The sequence below is a fragment of the Dactylosporangium sp. CA-092794 genome, from assembly GCF_050948465.1.
Taxonomy (GTDB): Bacteria; Actinomycetota; Actinomycetes; order Mycobacteriales; family Micromonosporaceae; genus Dactylosporangium.
The window spans coordinates 12,662,388-12,680,225 of record NZ_CP192044.1; the positions used below are offsets into that span (position 1 = coordinate 12,662,388).

The 17,838-nt window shown below is 72.7% G+C and carries 16 protein-coding genes; 7 read left to right on the top strand and 9 right to left on the bottom strand.

All coding sequences use genetic code 11. The annotated features are described in order from the left end of the window. Positions 1 to 172 precede the first annotated feature (172 nt). The 9 genes from ACQPXD_RS54890 to ACQPXD_RS54930 form a co-directional block, all read right to left on the bottom strand. A complete protein-coding gene (locus ACQPXD_RS54890) occupies positions 173 to 811 on the bottom strand; it encodes a hypothetical protein (protein WP_432832968.1) in 639 nt (212 codons plus the stop codon). Then, positions 771 to 1,268 (bottom strand): VUT family protein, encoded by a 498-nt coding sequence (locus tag ACQPXD_RS54895; RefSeq protein ID WP_432832970.1) that lies wholly within the window; start codon positions 1,266 to 1,268, stop codon positions 771 to 773. The genes ACQPXD_RS54890 and ACQPXD_RS54895 overlap by 41 nt, the downstream gene beginning before the upstream one ends. Positions 1,269 to 1,478: 210 nt before the next feature. Continuing rightward, positions 1,479 to 1,934 (bottom strand): XF1762 family protein, encoded by a 456-nt coding sequence (locus ACQPXD_RS54900; protein WP_432832972.1) that lies wholly within the window; start codon positions 1,932 to 1,934, stop codon positions 1,479 to 1,481. Further along, positions 1,931 to 3,109 (bottom strand): DNA-methyltransferase, encoded by a 1,179-nt coding sequence (locus ACQPXD_RS54905; RefSeq protein WP_432832974.1) that lies wholly within the window; start codon positions 3,107 to 3,109, stop codon positions 1,931 to 1,933. Before ACQPXD_RS54905 ends, ACQPXD_RS54900 begins: the two co-directional genes overlap by 4 nt. Further along, entirely contained in the window at positions 3,106 to 3,969 is an 864-nt protein-coding gene (locus ACQPXD_RS54910) for a hypothetical protein (protein ID WP_432832976.1), read from the bottom strand. The genes ACQPXD_RS54905 and ACQPXD_RS54910 overlap by 4 nt, the downstream gene beginning before the upstream one ends. Continuing rightward, positions 3,947 to 4,516: a DNA cytosine methyltransferase gene (locus ACQPXD_RS54915; protein WP_432832978.1), complete on the bottom strand. Its 570-nt coding sequence runs from the start codon at positions 4,514 to 4,516 to the stop codon at positions 3,947 to 3,949. The genes ACQPXD_RS54910 and ACQPXD_RS54915 overlap by 23 nt, the downstream gene beginning before the upstream one ends. After that, a complete protein-coding gene (locus tag ACQPXD_RS54920; RefSeq protein WP_432832980.1) occupies positions 4,513 to 5,418 on the bottom strand; it encodes a hypothetical protein in 906 nt (301 codons plus the stop codon). The genes ACQPXD_RS54915 and ACQPXD_RS54920 overlap by 4 nt, the downstream gene beginning before the upstream one ends. Then, positions 5,415 to 6,335: a TRM11 family SAM-dependent methyltransferase gene (locus tag ACQPXD_RS54925; protein WP_432844312.1), complete on the bottom strand. Its 921-nt coding sequence runs from the start codon at positions 6,333 to 6,335 to the stop codon at positions 5,415 to 5,417. The genes ACQPXD_RS54920 and ACQPXD_RS54925 overlap by 4 nt, the downstream gene beginning before the upstream one ends. A gap of 49 nt (positions 6,336 to 6,384) precedes the next feature. Next, positions 6,385 to 7,359 (bottom strand): hypothetical protein, encoded by a 975-nt coding sequence (locus tag ACQPXD_RS54930; RefSeq protein ID WP_432832982.1) that lies wholly within the window; start codon positions 7,357 to 7,359, stop codon positions 6,385 to 6,387. 867 nt (positions 7,360 to 8,226) lie between these two features. Here ACQPXD_RS54930 and ACQPXD_RS54935 point away from each other — a divergent pair. From ACQPXD_RS54935 to ACQPXD_RS54965, 7 genes are all read left to right on the top strand, one after another. After that, positions 8,227 to 9,102, top strand: a complete 876-nt coding sequence (locus ACQPXD_RS54935) for a hypothetical protein (protein WP_432832984.1) — start codon at positions 8,227 to 8,229, stop codon at positions 9,100 to 9,102. A 702-nt stretch (positions 9,103 to 9,804) separates the two neighbouring features. After that, entirely contained in the window at positions 9,805 to 10,218 is a 414-nt protein-coding gene (locus ACQPXD_RS54940) for a pilin (protein WP_432832986.1), read from the top strand. 6 nt (positions 10,219 to 10,224) lie between these two features. Beyond that, positions 10,225 to 11,133: a conjugal transfer protein TrbL family protein gene (locus ACQPXD_RS54945; protein WP_432832988.1), complete on the top strand. Its 909-nt coding sequence runs from the start codon at positions 10,225 to 10,227 to the stop codon at positions 11,131 to 11,133. Positions 11,134 to 11,177: 44 nt separating this feature from the next. Next, the gene (locus ACQPXD_RS54950; protein WP_432844314.1) at positions 11,178 to 12,098 is read left to right on the top strand and encodes a PrgI family protein; all 921 of its coding nucleotides are present in this window, start codon (positions 11,178 to 11,180) and stop codon (positions 12,096 to 12,098) included. Continuing rightward, a complete protein-coding gene (locus ACQPXD_RS54955) occupies positions 12,095 to 13,909 on the top strand; it encodes a VirB4 family type IV secretion system protein (RefSeq protein WP_432832990.1) in 1,815 nt (604 codons plus the stop codon). Before ACQPXD_RS54950 ends, ACQPXD_RS54955 begins: the two co-directional genes overlap by 4 nt. A gap of 14 nt (positions 13,910 to 13,923) precedes the next feature. Beyond that, a complete protein-coding gene (locus ACQPXD_RS54960; RefSeq protein ID WP_432844316.1) occupies positions 13,924 to 16,425 on the top strand; it encodes a type IV secretory system conjugative DNA transfer family protein in 2,502 nt (833 codons plus the stop codon). A gap of 377 nt (positions 16,426 to 16,802) precedes the next feature. Further along, positions 16,803 to 17,663, top strand: a complete 861-nt coding sequence (locus ACQPXD_RS54965) for a replication-relaxation family protein (protein WP_432844318.1) — start codon at positions 16,803 to 16,805, stop codon at positions 17,661 to 17,663. The last annotated feature ends 175 nt before the right edge of the window (positions 17,664 to 17,838 follow it).

A 17,838-nucleotide genomic window follows, 5' to 3' on the forward strand; every position in this document is an offset into this window, starting at 1 on the left:
TACGTCGGCGACGTAGACCCCGGTCCGCCTCTGCCCGATGGGCATGCCGCCGGGTTTGCTTTCGCGATTGCCGGGTGCGCCGGGTCAGGTACCGGGTAGGTGCGACCGCCCGGAATCGGATGGAAGGCCGCAGACATCGTGGGCGGAGTGTGAGGTACCGGGTCCACGGTGGTCACGAGCTTCGATGAGGTCCTGCCGGTGTGGCCGGGTCCTGCGCGACGGTCCGCAGCCAGGCAAGGAGGATCGGCAGGTTGCGGTCGGGGCCGTAGGCGAGGAAGGTGCCGTCGGCCGAGTGGCAGCCGATCGACTGCGCATATCGCAGCCGGCGCAGGCTGTTGACCCGGCCCATGTGCACCCAGAGTCCGCGGCGGCGTGCCTGCCGCGCGAGCTGCGCGGCGGCAGGTCCGAGCTTCCAACCGGTTGTGCCGCCGAGGAACAGGGCGTCGAAGGACCGCCAGGAGATCGGCAGGTCCTCCAGGCCGTCTTGGGCGACGAGCGCGGCCGGGAAACCGGCGGCACGGATGTGCTCGAGCATCGGCTCTGCTCGTGTGAGGGTGGCTGCGGCGTCGTACGGCACGTCGGGTGCGGTGGCGAACGCGCAGCGCCCGGCCCGGTCCCTGCGACCGGTGAGCCACCGCAGGTACGCTGCGTCGCCGGGGTAGCGGCCGGGCGTGAAGCAGCTGTTGTCGGCGCACCAGTCCACCCCGGCCGGCACGGTGTTGCCTGCGGCCGGGGTGGCGATCATGCCGAGCAGGCCGGCGGCCATCGCCTCACGTACCTGGGGGCCGGAGGCGGTGGCGTAGTAGCGCACGGCAGACGGTGACGGCGGTGACAGGGACGAGCGTGGCGATGGCCTTGACCCACAGCTGGCCGGGCATGGCGGCCCAGACCGGCAGTCCGGCGAGGGCGAGGAACACGACGGTGTCCACCGGCGCGCCGACTGCGTTGGAGGCCAGCGCGGCCGGGATCCAGCCGTGCCGGCGCAGCGGCTGGTAGACGAGCAGGTCGGCCAGTTCGGACACGGCGAACGCGGCGCCGGAGGCGACCGCAAGTCGGGGCCCGGCGAGGCCGGCGCTCAGTACCGCGCCGGCGCCGATGCACACGAGCACGGCCGTGCGGCCGCCCTTGTCGTGGAGCCAGTCGCGGGTGAGCAGAGTGAGCCCGGCGGCGGAGGTGCCAGCGGTCGCGGTCATGCCGAACCCCACCGGGATCAGGCCGTAGGCGGAGGTGAGAGCGTTGGCGGCCACGACGGTGGCGATGAACACCACGACCGCAGATCCGGCCTGAGGTCGGCGGGTTGGTGCCCGGTGCCGGCCCGGTGCGGTCTGTGCGGAGCGGATGACGGAATACGGAGGTGAGGGTGTGGTAGTCACGGTCGGTGTCGGTCCTTCCAGACGAGTGCAGACGGCGAACGGCCACCGCGCGGGGCGGTGGCCGTTCGAGGTGGGCGCGTTCGGTCGATAGCGCGGTGGTCCGGGTCAGGCCTCCGGGGCGTGCCACCGTTGTCGCGCGATGCCGTCGGCGCCGCGATCGGTGCGGGGACGGCTGGGCCGTGACCAGCCGGGGCTGGGCGGCCGGGCGGCGACGACGCGCCACCCAGCCGCGCGCAGGCTGGCCCCGGACTCGCCGCCCTGCGTGTACGTGATGAGCCGGCGGTAACCGAGCGCTTTGGCCGCTCGCCACGCCGCGGCGTAGAGCAAGCTGCAGGCGTTGCGGGCCCCGTCGGCCACGGCGACCCTGGTGACCTCGAGGGTCTGGCCGTCGTCGAGCATCCGGGCCACCGGCCGGCCCACCACGGCCACCCCGACCAGCACCTCGCCGCAGGCGACGCCCATGGAGAACTTGTGCCCCTGCGGCGGCCGGTGATGGCGGTGCCAATCGGTGATGAACGAGCACGCCTCGGCGTACGTGACCGGCACGACCCGTAGGCTCATCTGCCCGTCCCGTCCTCGTGGGCCGGCAGGTGTGGGGCGAGGCGGGCGATGGCCTCGTCGTGAAAACCGGCCGCGATGTCGACGCCGACGTACCGCCGCCCTAACTGGACGGCGGCGAGGCCGGTGGTGCCCGCCCCGGAGAACGGATCGAGCACCACCCCGCCCGGCGGGCAGCCCGCGGCGATCGCCCGCAGCGGCAGGTCGAGCGGGAACGGCGCGACGTGTGCACCGCGATACGGGCGGGTGGCGATGGTCCGCACGTCGCCCGGGTTGCGGCCCTTCGGGTGCGCCGCGCTGTGCGCGTGGCCGAGCGGGACGAGGTTTCCCCGCCCCGCGCCTGGTTCCACGGCAGTGTGCTCGGCGTTGTATTTGCCCCCGTAGCGGCCACCGCGGCGCCGGGCAGTCGCGCCGACTCCGCCGGTGGTGCCCTTGCGGGCGCCGCCGAAGACCCGGCTGCCGTCGGCCGCCTCCGGCCGTTTGAGCGGCAGCCGGACCGGGTCCAGGTCGAAGTGGTACCGCTGCGACGTGGTGAGCAGGAACAGCAACTCGTACGTCGCGGACAGTCGGTCGGTGACCGACTCCGGCATCGGGTTCGACTTGGCCCAGATCACCGCGTTCCGCAGCCACCACCCCGAGCTCTGCAACGCGAACGCTACCCGCCAGGGCACCCCGATGAGGTTCTTCGCGGGCAGCTGCGACCCGTTGCGCCCTGACGGCAGCCGCCGGGTCGCGGCAATGCCGCTGGCGGTGTCGTAGGCACGTTTCGACCCACCGGAGTAGCTGTCGCCGAGGTTGAGCCAGCACGTGCCGGTCGGCGACAGCACCCGACGGACCTGGTCGAACACGCCGACCAGCCGCGCCACGTACTGCTCGACCGTGGCTTCCAGGCCGTACTGCGGGTCGGACCACACCGCGCCACAGCGCGGGCATACGGCGCCGTCGACACGGCTTCGCGCCGGAGGCCGATGTCCGCAGCCGCCGTCACCGCCAACCCAGGCACCGGTGCCGTAGTCACGCAGTGACCAGAACGGCGGCGAGGTGACGACGGCGTCGACACTGCTGTCCGGCATGGCGGCCAGCACGTCGGCGGCGTCACCCAGATATAAGGTGACCGGCCCCGCCCGGTGGTACTCGTATCCAGTCAGGCTGTGGCCAGTTGGGCGGTCACTGGTCATCCGGCCACCGCCCACCGGTGCGGACACAGCAGCAGCCGCAGCGCGACCGCTGCCTGCTGCGGCACGACGCCGTTGCCGAGCACCCGCAGCGCGGCGGTGCGCGGCAGGCCCAGCCCGGTGACCCAGCCCGGGTCGAGGCCCATGAGCCATTCCACAAACGGGGGCGCCAGCACGGGCTTGCCGTGCTTGCCGGGCTGGGTTGGCTCGGGCACCACCCGGCCGAGCAGCAGCTCCCACCGGGCGACCGCCGCCGCATAGACGCCCCATCGATCTTCGTCAGGGGTGCCCAGGGCAGACACCGCGGTGATCAGGTCCGCGCCACCGTCGCCGTGCCGCCACGCCCCGTGCCCATCCGACGCGCGCGGGGTCGGCAGCGTGCGGACCTGCACGGCGGCCGACGGCAACGTGAGATCACCGTGCGACCCCCGCTGCCCCGGGCAGCCCTTCTCTCCGTCCGACGCCCGGGGCGTGGGCAGCAGCACCTGCGACAGCGGCGGCCGGAACCCCGCTCCGGCACGCCGACCCGCCGTGCCGGTGTCGCTGGCCCGCGGGGTGGGCAGCAGCCGGGCGGCGTCGGTCAGCGTGCGACCGGCGTGCCCGACCATCGGGACGCTACGCCCGGCGGTGGCGTTCGCCGACGAGCGGCTGTCGGCCACCGTGGGCGTGGGCAGCAACTGCCCGGCCAGTTGGTGCAGGCCGGGCCGGCGGGTCGCACCTGCCGACAGGGACCGGTTCGACCCGTACGCGACCGCCGTCGGCGTCGGCAGCAACCCGTGTCGGCTGCCGCCGGGCTCGAGCAGATCGGGCAGCCCGTACGGCAGCCCCGGGCCCTTGCCGTCACGCGCGCACGGGGTCGGCAACGTCGGCGCGTTCGTCGAAGACGCCTGCCGGGACGGCCAGCAGGAACAGGCGGTCTCGGCGGTGAGCGGCACCGACGTCGGACGCGCGTAGGCATAGCCACCGCGTGTCGTACCCGAGCGCGGCCAGGTCGGACTGGACCCGGTCGAACCCGCGCCGGAGGAGCGCGGCCACGTTCTCCACGTAGAGGACCGGCGGGTGTAGCGCGCGAACGGCGTCGACGACGGCGCTCCACAGACCGGAGTGCGCTCCGGTGATGCCGGCGCGTTTGCCGGCGTTGCTGATGTCCTGGCAGGGGAACCCGGCGGTGAGGACATCGACCGGCTCGACGGCGCCCCAGTCGACGGCCCGGATGTCGCCGAGGTTGGCGACGTCCGGCCACCGTGTGGCCAGGACGGTGCGGGCGTGCGGGTCGGTTTCGGCGTACCAGACGAGCTGGCCGCCGAGCACCAGCTCGACGGCCAGGTCAAGCCCGCCGTAGCCAGTGCACAGGGATCCGACCCGTGGCCCGTGGCCGGGTCCGGGCTGCGGGACGGGAGGGGCACTCACGCCACCTCCCGGACCGACAGACCGGCCCCATCGGCCTCAATGGCGGCGACGGGAGCCTGCTCGTTGGCGTGTGGGCAGGTCCACGGCCCGCATCCTGGGGCGTCCGCCTCCTCGGCTGACTGTGGGCGCAGCCGGACCACATCGAGCGGGACCCGCTGGCGGTGCAGGAAGAACTGCCCGCGCAGCGGATGCCCGTCGGCGTTGGCCCGGGCCGACCCGTGGCGGATCGCCGCGTCGAACGCGACCGCGTCCGCCCACTCGGCTGGGTTCTGCTCGCGGAGCCGCGCCCACTCTGCGTCGGTGTGGTACGGGCACCCGATGCAGGCTGAGCGGGGTGTGCTGCCCAGGCCGTGTTCGGCGAGGTAGGTGACGCAGTCGCTGCGCCGCCAGCCGAGATCCAGCAGCGGGAACGTGTTGCGCATGTAGGCCACGTCCGCGTCCCGGGCCCGATGGACCTCGTCGACCGAAATCCCGATGGCCATCTCGACGAACACGCCGGCCGGGATCCGCTGCGGATACGGGTATCCGAGCCGGCGACGCACCTCCGCCTTGATGGGTTTGATCTTGTACTCGGCGGTGCATTGCCGCCGCGCCATCCCGTGTTCACCGTTCGGGCCCAGGGTGAACAGCGGCATCGACGCGAAGCGGTGCGCCGGATCGAGCGCGTCGACGCGGATATCGCCGACGCCTACCCGCACGACCGGGATCCCGGCCGCGGCGGCGAGCCGCTCGAGGCGGTCCAGGTGGGTGTAGACGGCGGCGGGTTCCCAGCCGGTGTCCGCGAAGATCGTCGCGTCGAAGGGCGGGATCTTGCCCTGGATCGCCAGCAGCAGGCACGTGGTGCTCTGAATGCCGGCGCCCAGGCTCAGGTAGCGGCCTGACGGCTCCGTGGGTGCACTCATGCGACCACCCCGCCGCCGGTCGGCCCGTCGCCGGGCTGGCCCTTGACGAACACGAGGACGTCCTCGTGCGCGATCAGGTGCATGGGCGTTCCGGCCGCGCGTGCCCGGCGGACCTGCTGCAGTTGGAAGAACGACGGCCGGGCGACCAGCCCGCCGTCGCGGACGGCGGCGAGCAGCGCCACGCACCGGTCCACCGGGGTCAGCCCGGCCCGCAGCCCGGCGCCGATCACCGCCGACGGGAGGTCGACCAGTTCGCCGTGCTTGCGCCACGGCCGGGCGGTCACCACGACCACCCCGCCGGGCTTCAGCAGCGTCGCGCAGCCGGCCAGGATCTGGGCGAACCCGTCGGTGAGGCCGGTGAGGTCGCGGTAGGCGAGGTTGCCCTTGTCGGTGCCGTCGTTGTAGGCGTTGTCGAACTTCGCTACCCCGTCCGCACCCGGCCGCACGAGGCCGTGCACGGTCGGCCCGTACGGCGGCGACGTGACAACCAGCGCCACCTGCCCGGCCAGGGCCTCGGGGACCAGCGACAGGATGCCGGTGGCGTCGCCGCGGATCACGCCGGCCCGGCCGGTCGCGCCCTGGGCGTGGGCGTGGCGGATGTTGGCGTCGGCGATGTCCGACCAGCGCGACTCGTACTCCACGCCGATCGCGTCCCGCCCGGCGTGGACCGCCTCAACGAGGGTGGTGCCGATCCCGCACATCGGGTCCAGCACGAGGTCGCCGGGCCGGGTGTAGGCGGTGACGGCGTGCGCGGCGATCGCCGGCAGCATCCGCGCCGGGTGCTGCACCGACTCCCGCACATATCGGCCCTTGCGCTGGACCGGGCCGGTTGCCTGCGCGGTCGCCCACACCGACAGCCGCTCCGGGGCGGGATCGGCGCGGTGGCGTCCGTCGTAGGTGACGTCCGCAGCGCCGATCCCCTTGTTGGGCTCGTCGGGCTCGGCTGCCGCGACGGTGGTGGGTCGCTTAGCCACGGCGACCACCGCCCTCGCGCCCGGCCCGTCGCTGCCCCACCGGGCGCTGGCTCTGGGACTGGCTGAATACGAGCAGGTCGGCGTGGATGCGCAGATGCGCGACCTGCCACTGCGCGCCGGTGGCGCCGACGAGCGTGAGCAGTTCCTCGTCGGTGACGTGGTAGACGAACGCGTCGCCGCCGTCGCTGATGTCCGCGGCGACCGCGACGATGTGCTGCAGGTAGCCGAGCCCGACACTGGCCGCCGCGGTCACGACCGGCGAGAAGTCCTCCGGGCCGGTGGTGCCGGTGGCCGAGCCGGCGGGGACGGCGACGACGAGGATGAGGCAGCCGCCGGGGCGCAGCAGCCGGGCGCAGGCGGTCAGCAGCCAGGCCAGGCGGACCCGGTTGGCGGCGTCGGCCTCGTCGAGGGGCCAGCAGGCGACCACGAGGCTGGTGGCCTGCTGCAGCGACCCGTCCGGGGGCAGGTCGGTGACGGGCTCGGTGGTGGTGGAGCCGGTGGGCAGGTCCGGGTCGGTGAGGTCGTCACCGAACCAGGCGCCCAGTTCCGGCACGTCGTCGCCGTCCTCGGCGGCAGTGCCGTCGGTGGTGTCCGTGGTGGTCTGGTTGGAGGCGGCCGGGGTGGCCGGGCCGATGATCAGGCTGGAGGCGTCGGTGAACCAGGCCGGGTGGTGCCGCCGGCCGCCGGCCGCGCACGCCTGGCTGAGGGCGTGGCGGTCGGTGAGGTCGACGACGGCCTCGCCCGGGCGGCTGTAGGCGGCCACCAGGCGGGCGGCGAGCCGGGCGCCGATGCTACGCCCGACGTCGGCGCCGGTGCGGGCGGTGCGCCAGACGGTGAGCGGTACCGGCGGATCACCGGCCACCAGGTCCGTCTGGGCCGCCTCGGCCCCGCCGGCGAGGCCGGCGGTGCCCGGGTCGGAGGTGGATGCGGGATTGCGGGGATCGTGCTGCGGCGTGTGCTCGCTCATGTGGTGTCGGCTCCGCGCCGCGCCGTGGTGCGCTGACACCCTCAAACCGGCGTTTGTGAGCTGTGGCGAACACCTGCCGATCTCACAGCGGTCTCACAAAACCCTGACAGCGCCGCGAGCGGTCCACACAGTCCGGTTCTGTCCCGCTTCGCCATCGTTGCGGCGCGCATGCTCGGGCCAGAGTGGATCAGCGTTGTGAGATCGGCGCGGAGGCCGGACAGTTGCTCGTTGTCAGATACCCACCGTGACCGGCACCCGGACAATGACAATGACGGCTGTCGATGACATGACAGTGGCGTGCTGCACTGCCAGCCCGGAGGATGACAACGGCACGGTGGCGCTGCGGGCCGCCGGCACCGCCTCAGGCCATGACATTCGATCTTGGCGTTGTCAGACGGGTGTGACACCCGTCCGGCGCGTCGTCTGTCAGCAACGGCGGCGGCGCGGCGCTGTCGGCGGTGATGACGTCCGACGGCGCTGTCAGATCGGCGAAGTCTGACGCCGCGCCACTGCGAGGCGCGGTGAGAAGCCGTCAGACGCTGTGAGATCGCCCGGACGCCCTGTCCGCCTCTCTGGCGCCGCCGTGTCATCGTCGCTGGCCCGTCGGCGCGTGGTGGCATCCGCGCCAGCACGTCATTGTCAATGCGCAGCTCAGCGCACCTTTGTCAGCCCTGCGGCAACCGAGAGGCCGGTAACCGACGGCGGTTGTCAGAGCGCCGGTCGGGCGGTTGGGTCGGGTGTCAACCGGCGCTGGCCTGCGATGTCAGTGCCTTGTGAGACCGGCGTGGCGCAATCACGGTCAGGCACGCCGGCCGTACCGGCGCCGGCGTGTCATCGACATCCTTCTCTGTCATTGGAGTTCTTGACATGACCGTGTCCGCCAAGGACTGGCCCGACTCGCCGCTGGACGCCGTGGACGCCGCGTTCGCCAAACTCACCTGCGACCCGGATCCGTTGTCCCTCGACCTGGACCAGCTGACCGACCCGATCGGTGCTGACAGCGGCCTGCCGGCCGGTGTCATCACTCTGCCGGCGCTGGGACAGTGGCTCCTGCAGCACCCGCGCGCCTACACCGTGCGTGACGTCGTCTGGCGAGAGCTGATCCGCCGGGCCCGCCTGGACGGCCCGGAGTGGGTCATCGCCGCCACCGCCCTCGCGATGCCAGCGCTGCGCCGCTACGCCGGGCAGCTACGCACCGGCTGGGCCGGCGACGCCGACGACCTGGACGCGGAGATCCTCACCGGGTTCCTGACCGCCCTGCGCGACCGGGTCGACCTCGTCCGACCCGCGCCGTACGCGGCACTGTGCAAGGCGGCCTGGCGCGCCGGCTATGAACTGCGTCAGCGCGACGGCGCCGAGGCGACCCCGGTGGAAAACCTCGAGCACGTCACCGGCCCGCGCACCCCGAAACGCCCGTACGGGCACCCGGACCTGCTGGTGCGCCGCGCCGTACAGCTGGGCATCGTCGACGTCTGCGATGAGCAGCCCTACATCGACCTGCGGCTGGGCCACCGTGCCGTCGAGCCGATCGCCGCCCGGCTCGGGCTGGCCGTGGACACCCTGCGCCGGCGGGTCGAGCGCATCGACGAGCGCATCGCCGACGCCCTGGCCGAGGGCCTGCTCACCGAGGTGACCTCCCCGCGTGCCCGCGACGACCTGGCCCGCAAGGCCAGCAAGCGTCAGCGCATCCGCGCTGGACGCAGCGCCGCCGTCTCACCGTCGCCAGCCCTGGCCGCCGCCTGACGTCCAGCCCAAGCCCCCTCCCGCCGCGCGGGCCCGACCCTTGATGTCGGGCCCGCGTTCGTCTGCCCCCGACCCTTGGACGCAAGCCGGGTTCCCGCAGCGCCCAGTACATCCTCGGCACGCCGTGCGGCGTTCGGCGAGCGGGACGGACGAGCCCTTGTCAAGGGTTGTGAGGCTGACGTCGTCTCACAAGGATCTGTCAGGGCTCGGCCCAGCTCGCGCCGTGAGGGTGCTGTGAGACCGGACCGGCGAGCCGCGCGACCGCGCCAGCCAGCCGGCTGATCGCGGCAGAGGGCCTCTGAGCTGCGCTGTCAGACATTCGTGCAGCGTTGTGAGTCTGTTGTCAGACGCTGTGAGACATCGAGGTGTTCGCCACAGCTCACAAACGCCGGTTTGAGGGTGCGGAACCACCGCGGCGCGCCACCGGATCTCAGACCGGGCGCACCGGACGGCTGGTTCCGCTCGCCGCCGGGCCGAGACATGGCCGATGCGAGCCGGGCGCCTCGGGTGCCGCGCCATGTTGATGCGCTGACACCTCATCGAACACCGCCAACCCGAATGGGAGGACGAGCTCCTCCCGAGGTCCGCCGCGGTTTCGCCGGACGCCTGCCTCCCGCGCCCGGCGGCGGTCCCTGACCGCCGTTCGAGCACACGCCCGGGCACCCGCCGTTGCGCGGCGCCGGGCGGGAGGTGAACCCACCCATGTCCCGCATCCCGCGGGCACGCCTGCGTGCCCTCATCACCGTACTGTCCACATCGGACACATCACGTCGTGTCGCCCGCCGTGCCGGCCGGGTCGGCGCGCACCTCGCGACCGTCGCGTTGATGCTGTCAGTGCCGGCCGCCGCCTACGCCGACACCGGCGCGCCGGTCATCCTGGCCGCCAACGACCTGCCCACCGTCATCAGCAACCTGCAGACGTGGGTCATGGGCATCCTGGCCGCCGTCGCCACCCTGTTCCTGGTCCTCGCGGGCGTGTACTGGGCGACCGCCGGCGGCGACCCCGCCCAGGTCGACAAGGCCAAAGGCGCGTTGAAGAACGCCCTGGTCGGCTACGGCCTGGCCGTGCTCGCCCCGATCCTGCTGCAGGTCGTCAAAGGCATCGTCGGGGGCTGAGCGGCGATGGGCTACCTGCTGAACGGGATCCTCGATTGGTTCGCGGGCATCCTGCTGGACTGCCTCAACGGGCTGATCGGCGCGATCACCCACGCGCTGCTGATCACCCCGGACGTCACGGCCCTGCCGCAGGTGAAGGCCCTGACCGGCCGGTCGATCTGGGTCGTGGACACCGTCTTCGTCCTCGCGTTCCTCGCCGCCGGCGCCCTGACCATGGTCGCCGGCGGCGATGAACGCGCCCGCTACACCGCCAAGGACCTGCTGCCGCGGTGCATCGTCGGGTTCGTCACCGCGCACTTCTCCCAGCTGATCGCCGGCAAGCTCATCGAACTGGCCAACGCGTTCACCCAGGCGCTGACGGCGCAGAACTTCGACGGCGACGGCGCGCTCAACGCCGTTAAGACGAACATGCTGGCGGCCCGCGACAAGACGGCCGCGCTGCTGTTCATCGTCTGCCTGGCCATCATCGTGTTCCTGCTCGCCGCCACGGCCTGCAGCGTGATCGTCCGGTTCGCGGTCGCCCTCGTGCTGACCGCCGTCGCGCCGATCGCCCTCGCGTGCCATGCGCTGCCGCAGACCGACCCGGTGGCCCGGATGTGGTGGCGCTCCTACGTCACCATGCTCGCCATCCCGGTGGTGCAGGCGTTCGTGCTGTTCGCCGGGCAGTGGATGATGCTCGACACCGCCAACATGCTGCCCGTCCTCGGCCTGCCGATGGATCCCGGCGGCGTGATCAACATGTTCGTGGTGATGGTCCTGCTCTGGACCACCGTCAAAGTGCCCGGGCTGATGCGCCGCTTCGCCACCAGCGGCGGCGGACGCAGCCCCAACTTCCTCGGCACGATCGTGCGGGTCGTGGTCGTGCAGCAGCTCACCCGAGGGCTGCGCATCCCCGGCGTGCGGGCGGTGGCCTGATGACCCGCCGCGACCGCCGCGACGAGGAAACCGTCAGGGCGCGCATGCCCGCGGACGTCGACGCGCCGGACAAGGTGCTCTACGGCCTGACCTTCCGGCAGCTGGCGATCCTGGCCGTCGCCGCCGTCGTGGGCTACGGCGGCTGGCAGGCCCTGCACCAGGTGCTGCCGGTACCGGTGCTGCTCGGCGCCGCCGTGGTCCTCGGCGGGCTGGTGTTCGGCCTGGCCGTGGGCCGCCGCGACGGGCTGCCGATGGACGTGTGGCTGACCGCGGCGGTGCGGCACTCCCGCGCACCGCGGGCGCTGTCCACGACCGACACGACCGCCAAGACGCCCGACTGGGTGCAGGCGCCGGCGTCGAAGGTGATGCTCCCGGCGCCGCTGAAACTGCCGGCCGACGCCGTCGACGAACGCGGCGAGATCAACCTCGGCGGCACGAAGGCGGCGATGGTGGCCGCGACCAGCGTCAACCTGGCGCTGCGCACCGCCGACGAGCAGGCCGCACTCATCGACACGTTCGGCCGCTGGCTCAACAGCCTGTCCACGGCGACGCAGATCGTCGTGTCGGCGCAGCCGGTCGACCTGCACTCGCACGCCCGCACGCTCGCCGCAGCGGCGGACCGGATGCCGCACCCGGCCCTCGCGGACGCGGCGGCCGACCACGCGAAATTCCTCGACGACCTCGCCGAGCGCCGCGATCCGCTGCGCCGGCAGGTCCTCATCGTCACCCGCACCGGCACCGGCGAACGCGGCGAGCACGCCGCCCGCCGCCGCGCCGACGACACCGTCCGGTCGCTGTCCGGGCTCGGCGTCACCACCCGAGCCCTGGACGGACACGCCGCCACCGCGGCCCTCGCGGCCGCCGCGGACCCGTACCGGCCGCCCCGCCCCGGCGGGCTGGCCGCGCCCAACACCGTCATCACCGCGCCCCCGGCAGGGAGGCCGCGCACCAGGAGGACATCGTGATCTCCGTCCGGCGCCGACGCGCCGCACCCACCGTTGACGCCGGCGACAGCACGCCGCCCGCCGCCCTGGCCGCCGCAGTCGCGCCGGCCTCGGTCGAAGTCACCCCCCGGTTCCTGCGGGTGGGCGACGGCTACGCCGCCACCCTCGTCGTCACCGGCTACCCGGCCGAGGTCGGCCCGGCCTGGCTCGAACCACTGCTGTCCTGGCCCGGCCGGCTCGACCTCGCCCTGCACATCGACCCCATCCCGGCCCCCGTCGCCGCGGCCCGGCTGCGCAACCAACGGGCCCGATTCGAATCCTCCCGCCGCGCGGACGAGCAGAAGGGCAAGCTCGCCGACCCGTACGTCGAGGCCGCCGCCGACGACGCCGCCGACCTCGCCGAACGTCTGGCCCGCGGCGCGGCGAAGCTGTTCCGCGTCGGGCTGTACCTCACCGTCCACGCCCGCACCGAGACCGAACTGCTCGAGGCGTGCGCGCAGGTGAAGGCCGCCGCCGCCTCCACCCTGATCGAGGTCCAGCCGGCCACCTGGCGGCACCTGCCCGGCTGGACCACCACCCTGCCCCTGGCGACCGACTCGCTGCAGATGCGCCGCACCATGGACACCCAGGCCCTGGCCGCCGCCTTCCCGCTCGCCAGCGCGGACCTGCCCGCGCCGCTGCCGGGCGACGCGGCCACCACCGGCGGCGTGCTCTACGGGATCAACCCCGACTCGCAGGGCATCGTCTGGTGGGACCGCTGGGCGCAGGAGAACTACAACTCCGTCGTCCTGGCCAGAAGCGGCGCCGGGAAAAGCTACTTCGTCAAGCTCGACGTCCTGCGCAACCTTTACCAGGGCGTGGTCTGCGCGATCGTCGACCCCGAGGACGAATACCTCCGGCTGGCCGACGCCGTCGGCGGCACCATCGTGCGGCTCGGCGTCACCGGAGTGAAGATCAACCCCCTCGATCTGCCGGTCGGCGACACCCGCCCCGATGTACTCACCCGGCGCGGACTGTTCCTGCACACCCTCATCTCGGTGCTGCTCGGGCAGCTGCCGCCGCCGGCCGAACGCGCCGCCCTGGACCGGGCGATCCTGGCCGTGTACCGGCAGGCCGGGATCACCGCCGACCCGGCCACCCACCATCGGCCCGCGCCGCTGCTACGCGATCTGGCCGGTGTCCTGCAGGCCGACACTGATCCGGCCGCGGCGCAGCTCGCCGCGCGCCTGGCGCCCTGGGTGGCCGGCTCCTTCTCGGACCTGTTCGACGGCCCGACCACCACCCGCCCGGACGGGCACCTGGTGGTCTGGAGCCTGCGGCACCTGCCCGACGAGCTGCGTACCGTCGGCACCCTGCTCGCCCTGGACTCGATCTGGCGGTCGGTGGACGCCCCCGGCCGGGCCCGGCTGGCGACCCGGCGGCTGGTCGTGGTGGACGAGGCGTGGCTGCTCATGCGCGACGGCGAAGGCGCCCGGTTCCTGTTCAAGATGAGCAAGGCCGGCCGGAAACGCAACGCTGGTCTGTCGGTGATCACCCAGGACGTCGCCGATGTCCTCGGCACCGACCTCGGCCAGGCCGTGGTGTCCAACGCCGCGACTCAGGTGTTGCTGCAGCAGGCGCCGCAGGCGATCGAGGCGGTCGCCGACGCGTTCGGGCTGACCGTCGGGGAACGGCGGATGCTGCTGTCCGCCCGCGTCGGGCACGGCCTGTTGATCTCGGGCACGAACCGGACCGCATTCGAGTCGATCAGCTCGCAGGCCGAGCACCTCCTGGCCACGACGAAGCCGTCCGACCTCGTCGACCTCGACGACGGTGGGGAGGACGAGCTGTGAGACCACCGCCGACCATTCTGCTCGCGTCGCCGTCACCGGCGCCCAGCCCTTCCGGGCCGGGCGCCGGTCTCGTTTCCCCACCCAGCCCGCCTGCGCAGTGGGTGCTGCACACCGCCGGCTGGGCGGCCGACCGGCCGTGGTTGCTCGCGGTCGCCGCAGGGCTGCTGGTGGTCTACGTGGCCGGCCGCAATCTGCTCGATGGGTGGCGGCACCGCCGCCACGCCGAGGGCGCGCGGCTGGTCACGATCGCGCCGCCGCCGGAGGTCGACCCGCACAGCGCCGCCGCTTTGTGGGCGAACCTGCACGGCACGCTGACCCCGTCCCGTCGACGGCGGCTGCTGTATGGCAGCCCGCACGTGGTGTGGCAGTACACCTGGTCCGGCCGGCAGCTGCTGATCTCGGTCTGGGTGCCCGGCACCGTGCCCCATGGTGCGGTCGAGGCCGCGGTCCGCGCGGCCTGGCCCAGTGTCGCCTGCACCACCGAGGAGCAGGCCGCCGCGCCGATCCCGCTCGACGTGCCGGCCGCGGTCGGCGGGCACCTGCTGCCCAGCGCCGCGGAGTGGCTGCCGTTCGAGACCGAGCATGACAACGACCCGCTGCGGGCGTTGATGGCGGCCGGTTCCCAGCTCAAAGCCGGCGAGTACGCCTGTGTGCAGGTCCTCGCCCGGCCCGCCGGCCCGCGGCGGGCGGCCCGGGCCCGGCGCGCCGCTGGCCGGTTGCGCGACGGCAAGACCGCCGTGCCGACGATCAACCCCGCGTTGCCGGTGCTGTGGCTGCTCGAGCTGTTCCTGCCCGGGCGCAGCACGACCGGGCGTACCGGCACGCAGCCGGCGGCCCGCCGCGATCCAGGGGTGGAGCGGGATGTGCGGGCGATCCTCGACAAGACCGCCCACCCGCTGTGGACCGCCGGGATTAGGTACGCGATCGCCAAAGACGGTCGTCGCGCCGGCAGCGATCCGTATCCGCGGCTGCGGGGCGTGGCCGACGCGGTCGCGTCCTCGTTCGCCGTGTACGCCGGCCGGAACCGGCTGGCCCATCGGGCGCGGATGGCCGCCCCGGTGGCCGTGTTGGCGACACGGCGGCTCGGTGCGGGGTTCCTGGCCTCTACCCCGGAGCTGGCGGTGTGGGCGGCGCTGCCGCGCGACCTGGCCGTGCCGGGGCTGGACCGGGCCCGGGCGAAGTCGATGCCGGCGCCGGTGGCGGTGCCGACCGGCGGGCGGGGCGTCAAGGTCCTCGGCGATGCCGAAGTCGGCGGCCACGCGGTGGCCCTGTCCGTGCCGGACGCGAGGTATCACCTGCATGTGGTCGGATCGACGGGCTCCGGGAAGACCACGCTGCTGGTCAACCTCGCGGTCGACGACATCAAGGCCGGCCGCGGCACCGTGGTCATCGACCCGCACGGCGACATGGTCCTGGACATCCTCGACCGGCTCCCCGCCTCCGTCGCCGGGCGGGTGGTGCTGTTCGACCCCGACCAGCCCAACCCGCCCACCCTCAACCCGCTCGCCGGGGACGACCCCGACCTGGTCGTGGACAACCTCGTGTCGATCTTCGGCAACATCTTCGCCAAGGCGTGGGGGCCGCGGATGGACGACGTCATGCGGGTCGCCTGCCTCACCCTGCTGCGGCACGCCAACGTCACGCTGCAGCACATCCCGCCCCTGCTCAACTCGGCGCAGTTCCGGTCGGCGATGACCGTCGGTCTGGACGACCCGGCCGGGCTGTCCGGGTTCTGGCAGTGGTACGACGAGCTCAACCCGGCGCTGCGCTCGCAGGTCATCGGCCCGGTCCTCGCGAGGTTGCGGGCGTTTCTGCTGCGGGACTTCGTCAAGCGCACGATGCGTTACCCGAAGTCGAGCTTCGACATGGGCAAAATCCTCGACGGTGGCGCGCTGTTGGTGCGGATCCCGAAGGGCCAGCTGGGTGAGGACACCAGCAAGCTGCTCGGCTCGCTGGTCCTGGCCCAGGTGTGGCAGGCGGCGACTGCCCGGGCCAGTGTGCCGGCGGACCGGCGACGCGACGCCACGTTGATCATCGACGAGTGCCAGAACTTTCTGACCTTGGCGAACAGCCTCGATTCGATGCTGGCCGAGGCCCGCAAGTACCGGCTGTCCATGGTGCTGGCGCACCAGGACCTGGCCCAGTTCCCGAAGGACCTCCTGGCAGCGGCGTCGGCGAACGCGCGGAACAAGTTGTACTTCAGCGTGGCGCCGGAAGACGCCCGGGTGCTGGCCAGGCACACCCTGCCCGAGTTGGATGAGCACGACCTGACCCATCTGGACGCCTACACCGCCGCCAGCCGCCTCGTGGTGGCCGGGCGGCAGACGCCGGCGTTCACGATGCGGACCCGGCCGCCGAAACCCCTCGTCGGCGGGGCGACCGCGATCCGGCAGGCCGCCGCGCAGGCCGTGCCGGCGCAGGACACCAGTGCGATCGACGAACTCGTCGAGCGGTTCTCCGCGAAACCCGACGACGGGCGCCGCAACCGCGGCAACGGCCGGAAACCGCAAACCTGAGCGGCAACTGCGGCGGCTGACAGCGCTCGACGCAGCTGTCAGCCGCACCGGAACTGCTGTCCTCGTCCCTTCCGTAAGGGCTTCACCAGCCCTTCACCACTGATCACCTCTGCCGCCCTGACAGATCCCCGCAGTGGGTCTGTCAATGCTGCACACCGGCGATGACCGCCCGAGATCCCCGTCCAGCCGAATTCAGACACCCCTCCGTAGGAGGGAACCTCTTCCGCTTAGGAGCTCCACCCGTGTCCGCTCACGACGCCTTCTCCAACGACTCTTCCTCCTCTGGTCACTCCCGGTCCGGCCCACTGCCCTCCGGACAGCCGTCTTCCTCCAGTCGCTCCGGCTCCTCGTCTACCCACCGCTCGTCATCGTCTCGGCTGCTCCGGCTCGACCGGCTCCGGCACCTGACCGTCCGCGATCACACCCTGCTGTCCTGGCTCGCCGAGCACTACGTCCTGTCGACGGACCAGATCGCGGCGGCGCTGTTCCCGTCGCGTCGCGCGGCCAGGCTACGGCTGGCCGTCCTGCATGGGCTGGAGGCGGTCAGCCGGTTCGTCGACGTCACCACCGGCGACCGGCAGTACCTCTACACCCTCGGCCCGCTCGGCGCCGTGGTCTACCCGACGCAGTTCAACGACCCGAACCGGCCCGACGCCCGCGCGCCCCGCTCGAGCATCGACCGCACCGAACGCATCATCGGCAGCCGCAAACTCGCCCACCTGCTCGGCACCAACCAGCTCTTCATCGATCTGGCCGCATACGCCCGCACCGACGACAACGCAGCACTTGCCCGCTGGTGGTCCGAGCAGCACACCACCGCCGTCTACGCCCGCTCCGGCATCCAGCCCGACGGACACGGGGTGTGGATCGCCGGCGGCAGGGAAGTCGGCTTCTTCGTGGAGCACGATCGCGGCACCGAGAACCTCGGCACCGTATTGAAGAAGCTGCGCGGCTATGAGCAACTCGCCGCCTACGGGCCGCGCTACCCGGTGCTGCTGCGGGTGCCCGGCCGGCGCCGCGAGCGGCACCTGCTCGACGCTCTCGCCGGCGTACCCACCGCCATGCCGGTGGCCACCGGCATCCACGGCGAACACCCCGCCGGCCCGGCCTGGACCCTCGCCGCAGATCCCGGCCTGCGCCGGTGGCTGCACGAACTGCCCTCGGACCACGGCCCGGACAACCCGGCCACCAACCCCCACCGGTTCCCCGACGACGGACTCGACGACCTCATCGAGTAAAGCCAGCCCGCGCATCCGAGCGCAGGTCACGGCGGTTCTATCACAACGCAAGATCGTTTGTCAGACCTGTCCGAATGTCACAGACTCGCCGCCGACAGCTCACAGAAGACGGCGGCACGTCTCACAGTGCAGGTCAACCGCCCTGTGGACGATCACGACGGCGGCCGGGGCTGAC

What these genes read in the sequence shown, in the direction of transcription:
- ACQPXD_RS54930 (WP_432832982.1), bottom strand. Translation starts at nt 7,359, where the DNA reads ATGAGCGAGCACACGCCGCAGCACGATCCCCGCAATCCCGCATCCACC.
- ACQPXD_RS54940 (WP_432832986.1), top strand. Translation starts at nt 9,805, where the DNA reads ATGTCCCGCATCCCGCGGGCACGCCTGCGTGCCCTCATCACCGTACTG.
- ACQPXD_RS54905 (WP_432832974.1), bottom strand. Translation starts at nt 3,109, where the DNA reads ATGACCAGTGACCGCCCAACTGGCCACAGCCTGACTGGATACGAGTAC.
- ACQPXD_RS54935 (WP_432832984.1), top strand. Translation starts at nt 8,227, where the DNA reads ATGACCGTGTCCGCCAAGGACTGGCCCGACTCGCCGCTGGACGCCGTG.
- ACQPXD_RS54920 (WP_432832980.1), bottom strand. Translation starts at nt 5,418, where the DNA reads ATGAGTGCACCCACGGAGCCGTCAGGCCGCTACCTGAGCCTGGGCGCC.
- ACQPXD_RS54950 (WP_432844314.1), top strand. Translation starts at nt 11,178, where the DNA reads ATGCCCGCGGACGTCGACGCGCCGGACAAGGTGCTCTACGGCCTGACC.
- ACQPXD_RS54900 (WP_432832972.1), bottom strand. Translation starts at nt 1,934, where the DNA reads ATGAGCCTACGGGTCGTGCCGGTCACGTACGCCGAGGCGTGCTCGTTC.
- ACQPXD_RS54945 (WP_432832988.1), top strand. Translation starts at nt 10,225, where the DNA reads ATGGGCTACCTGCTGAACGGGATCCTCGATTGGTTCGCGGGCATCCTG.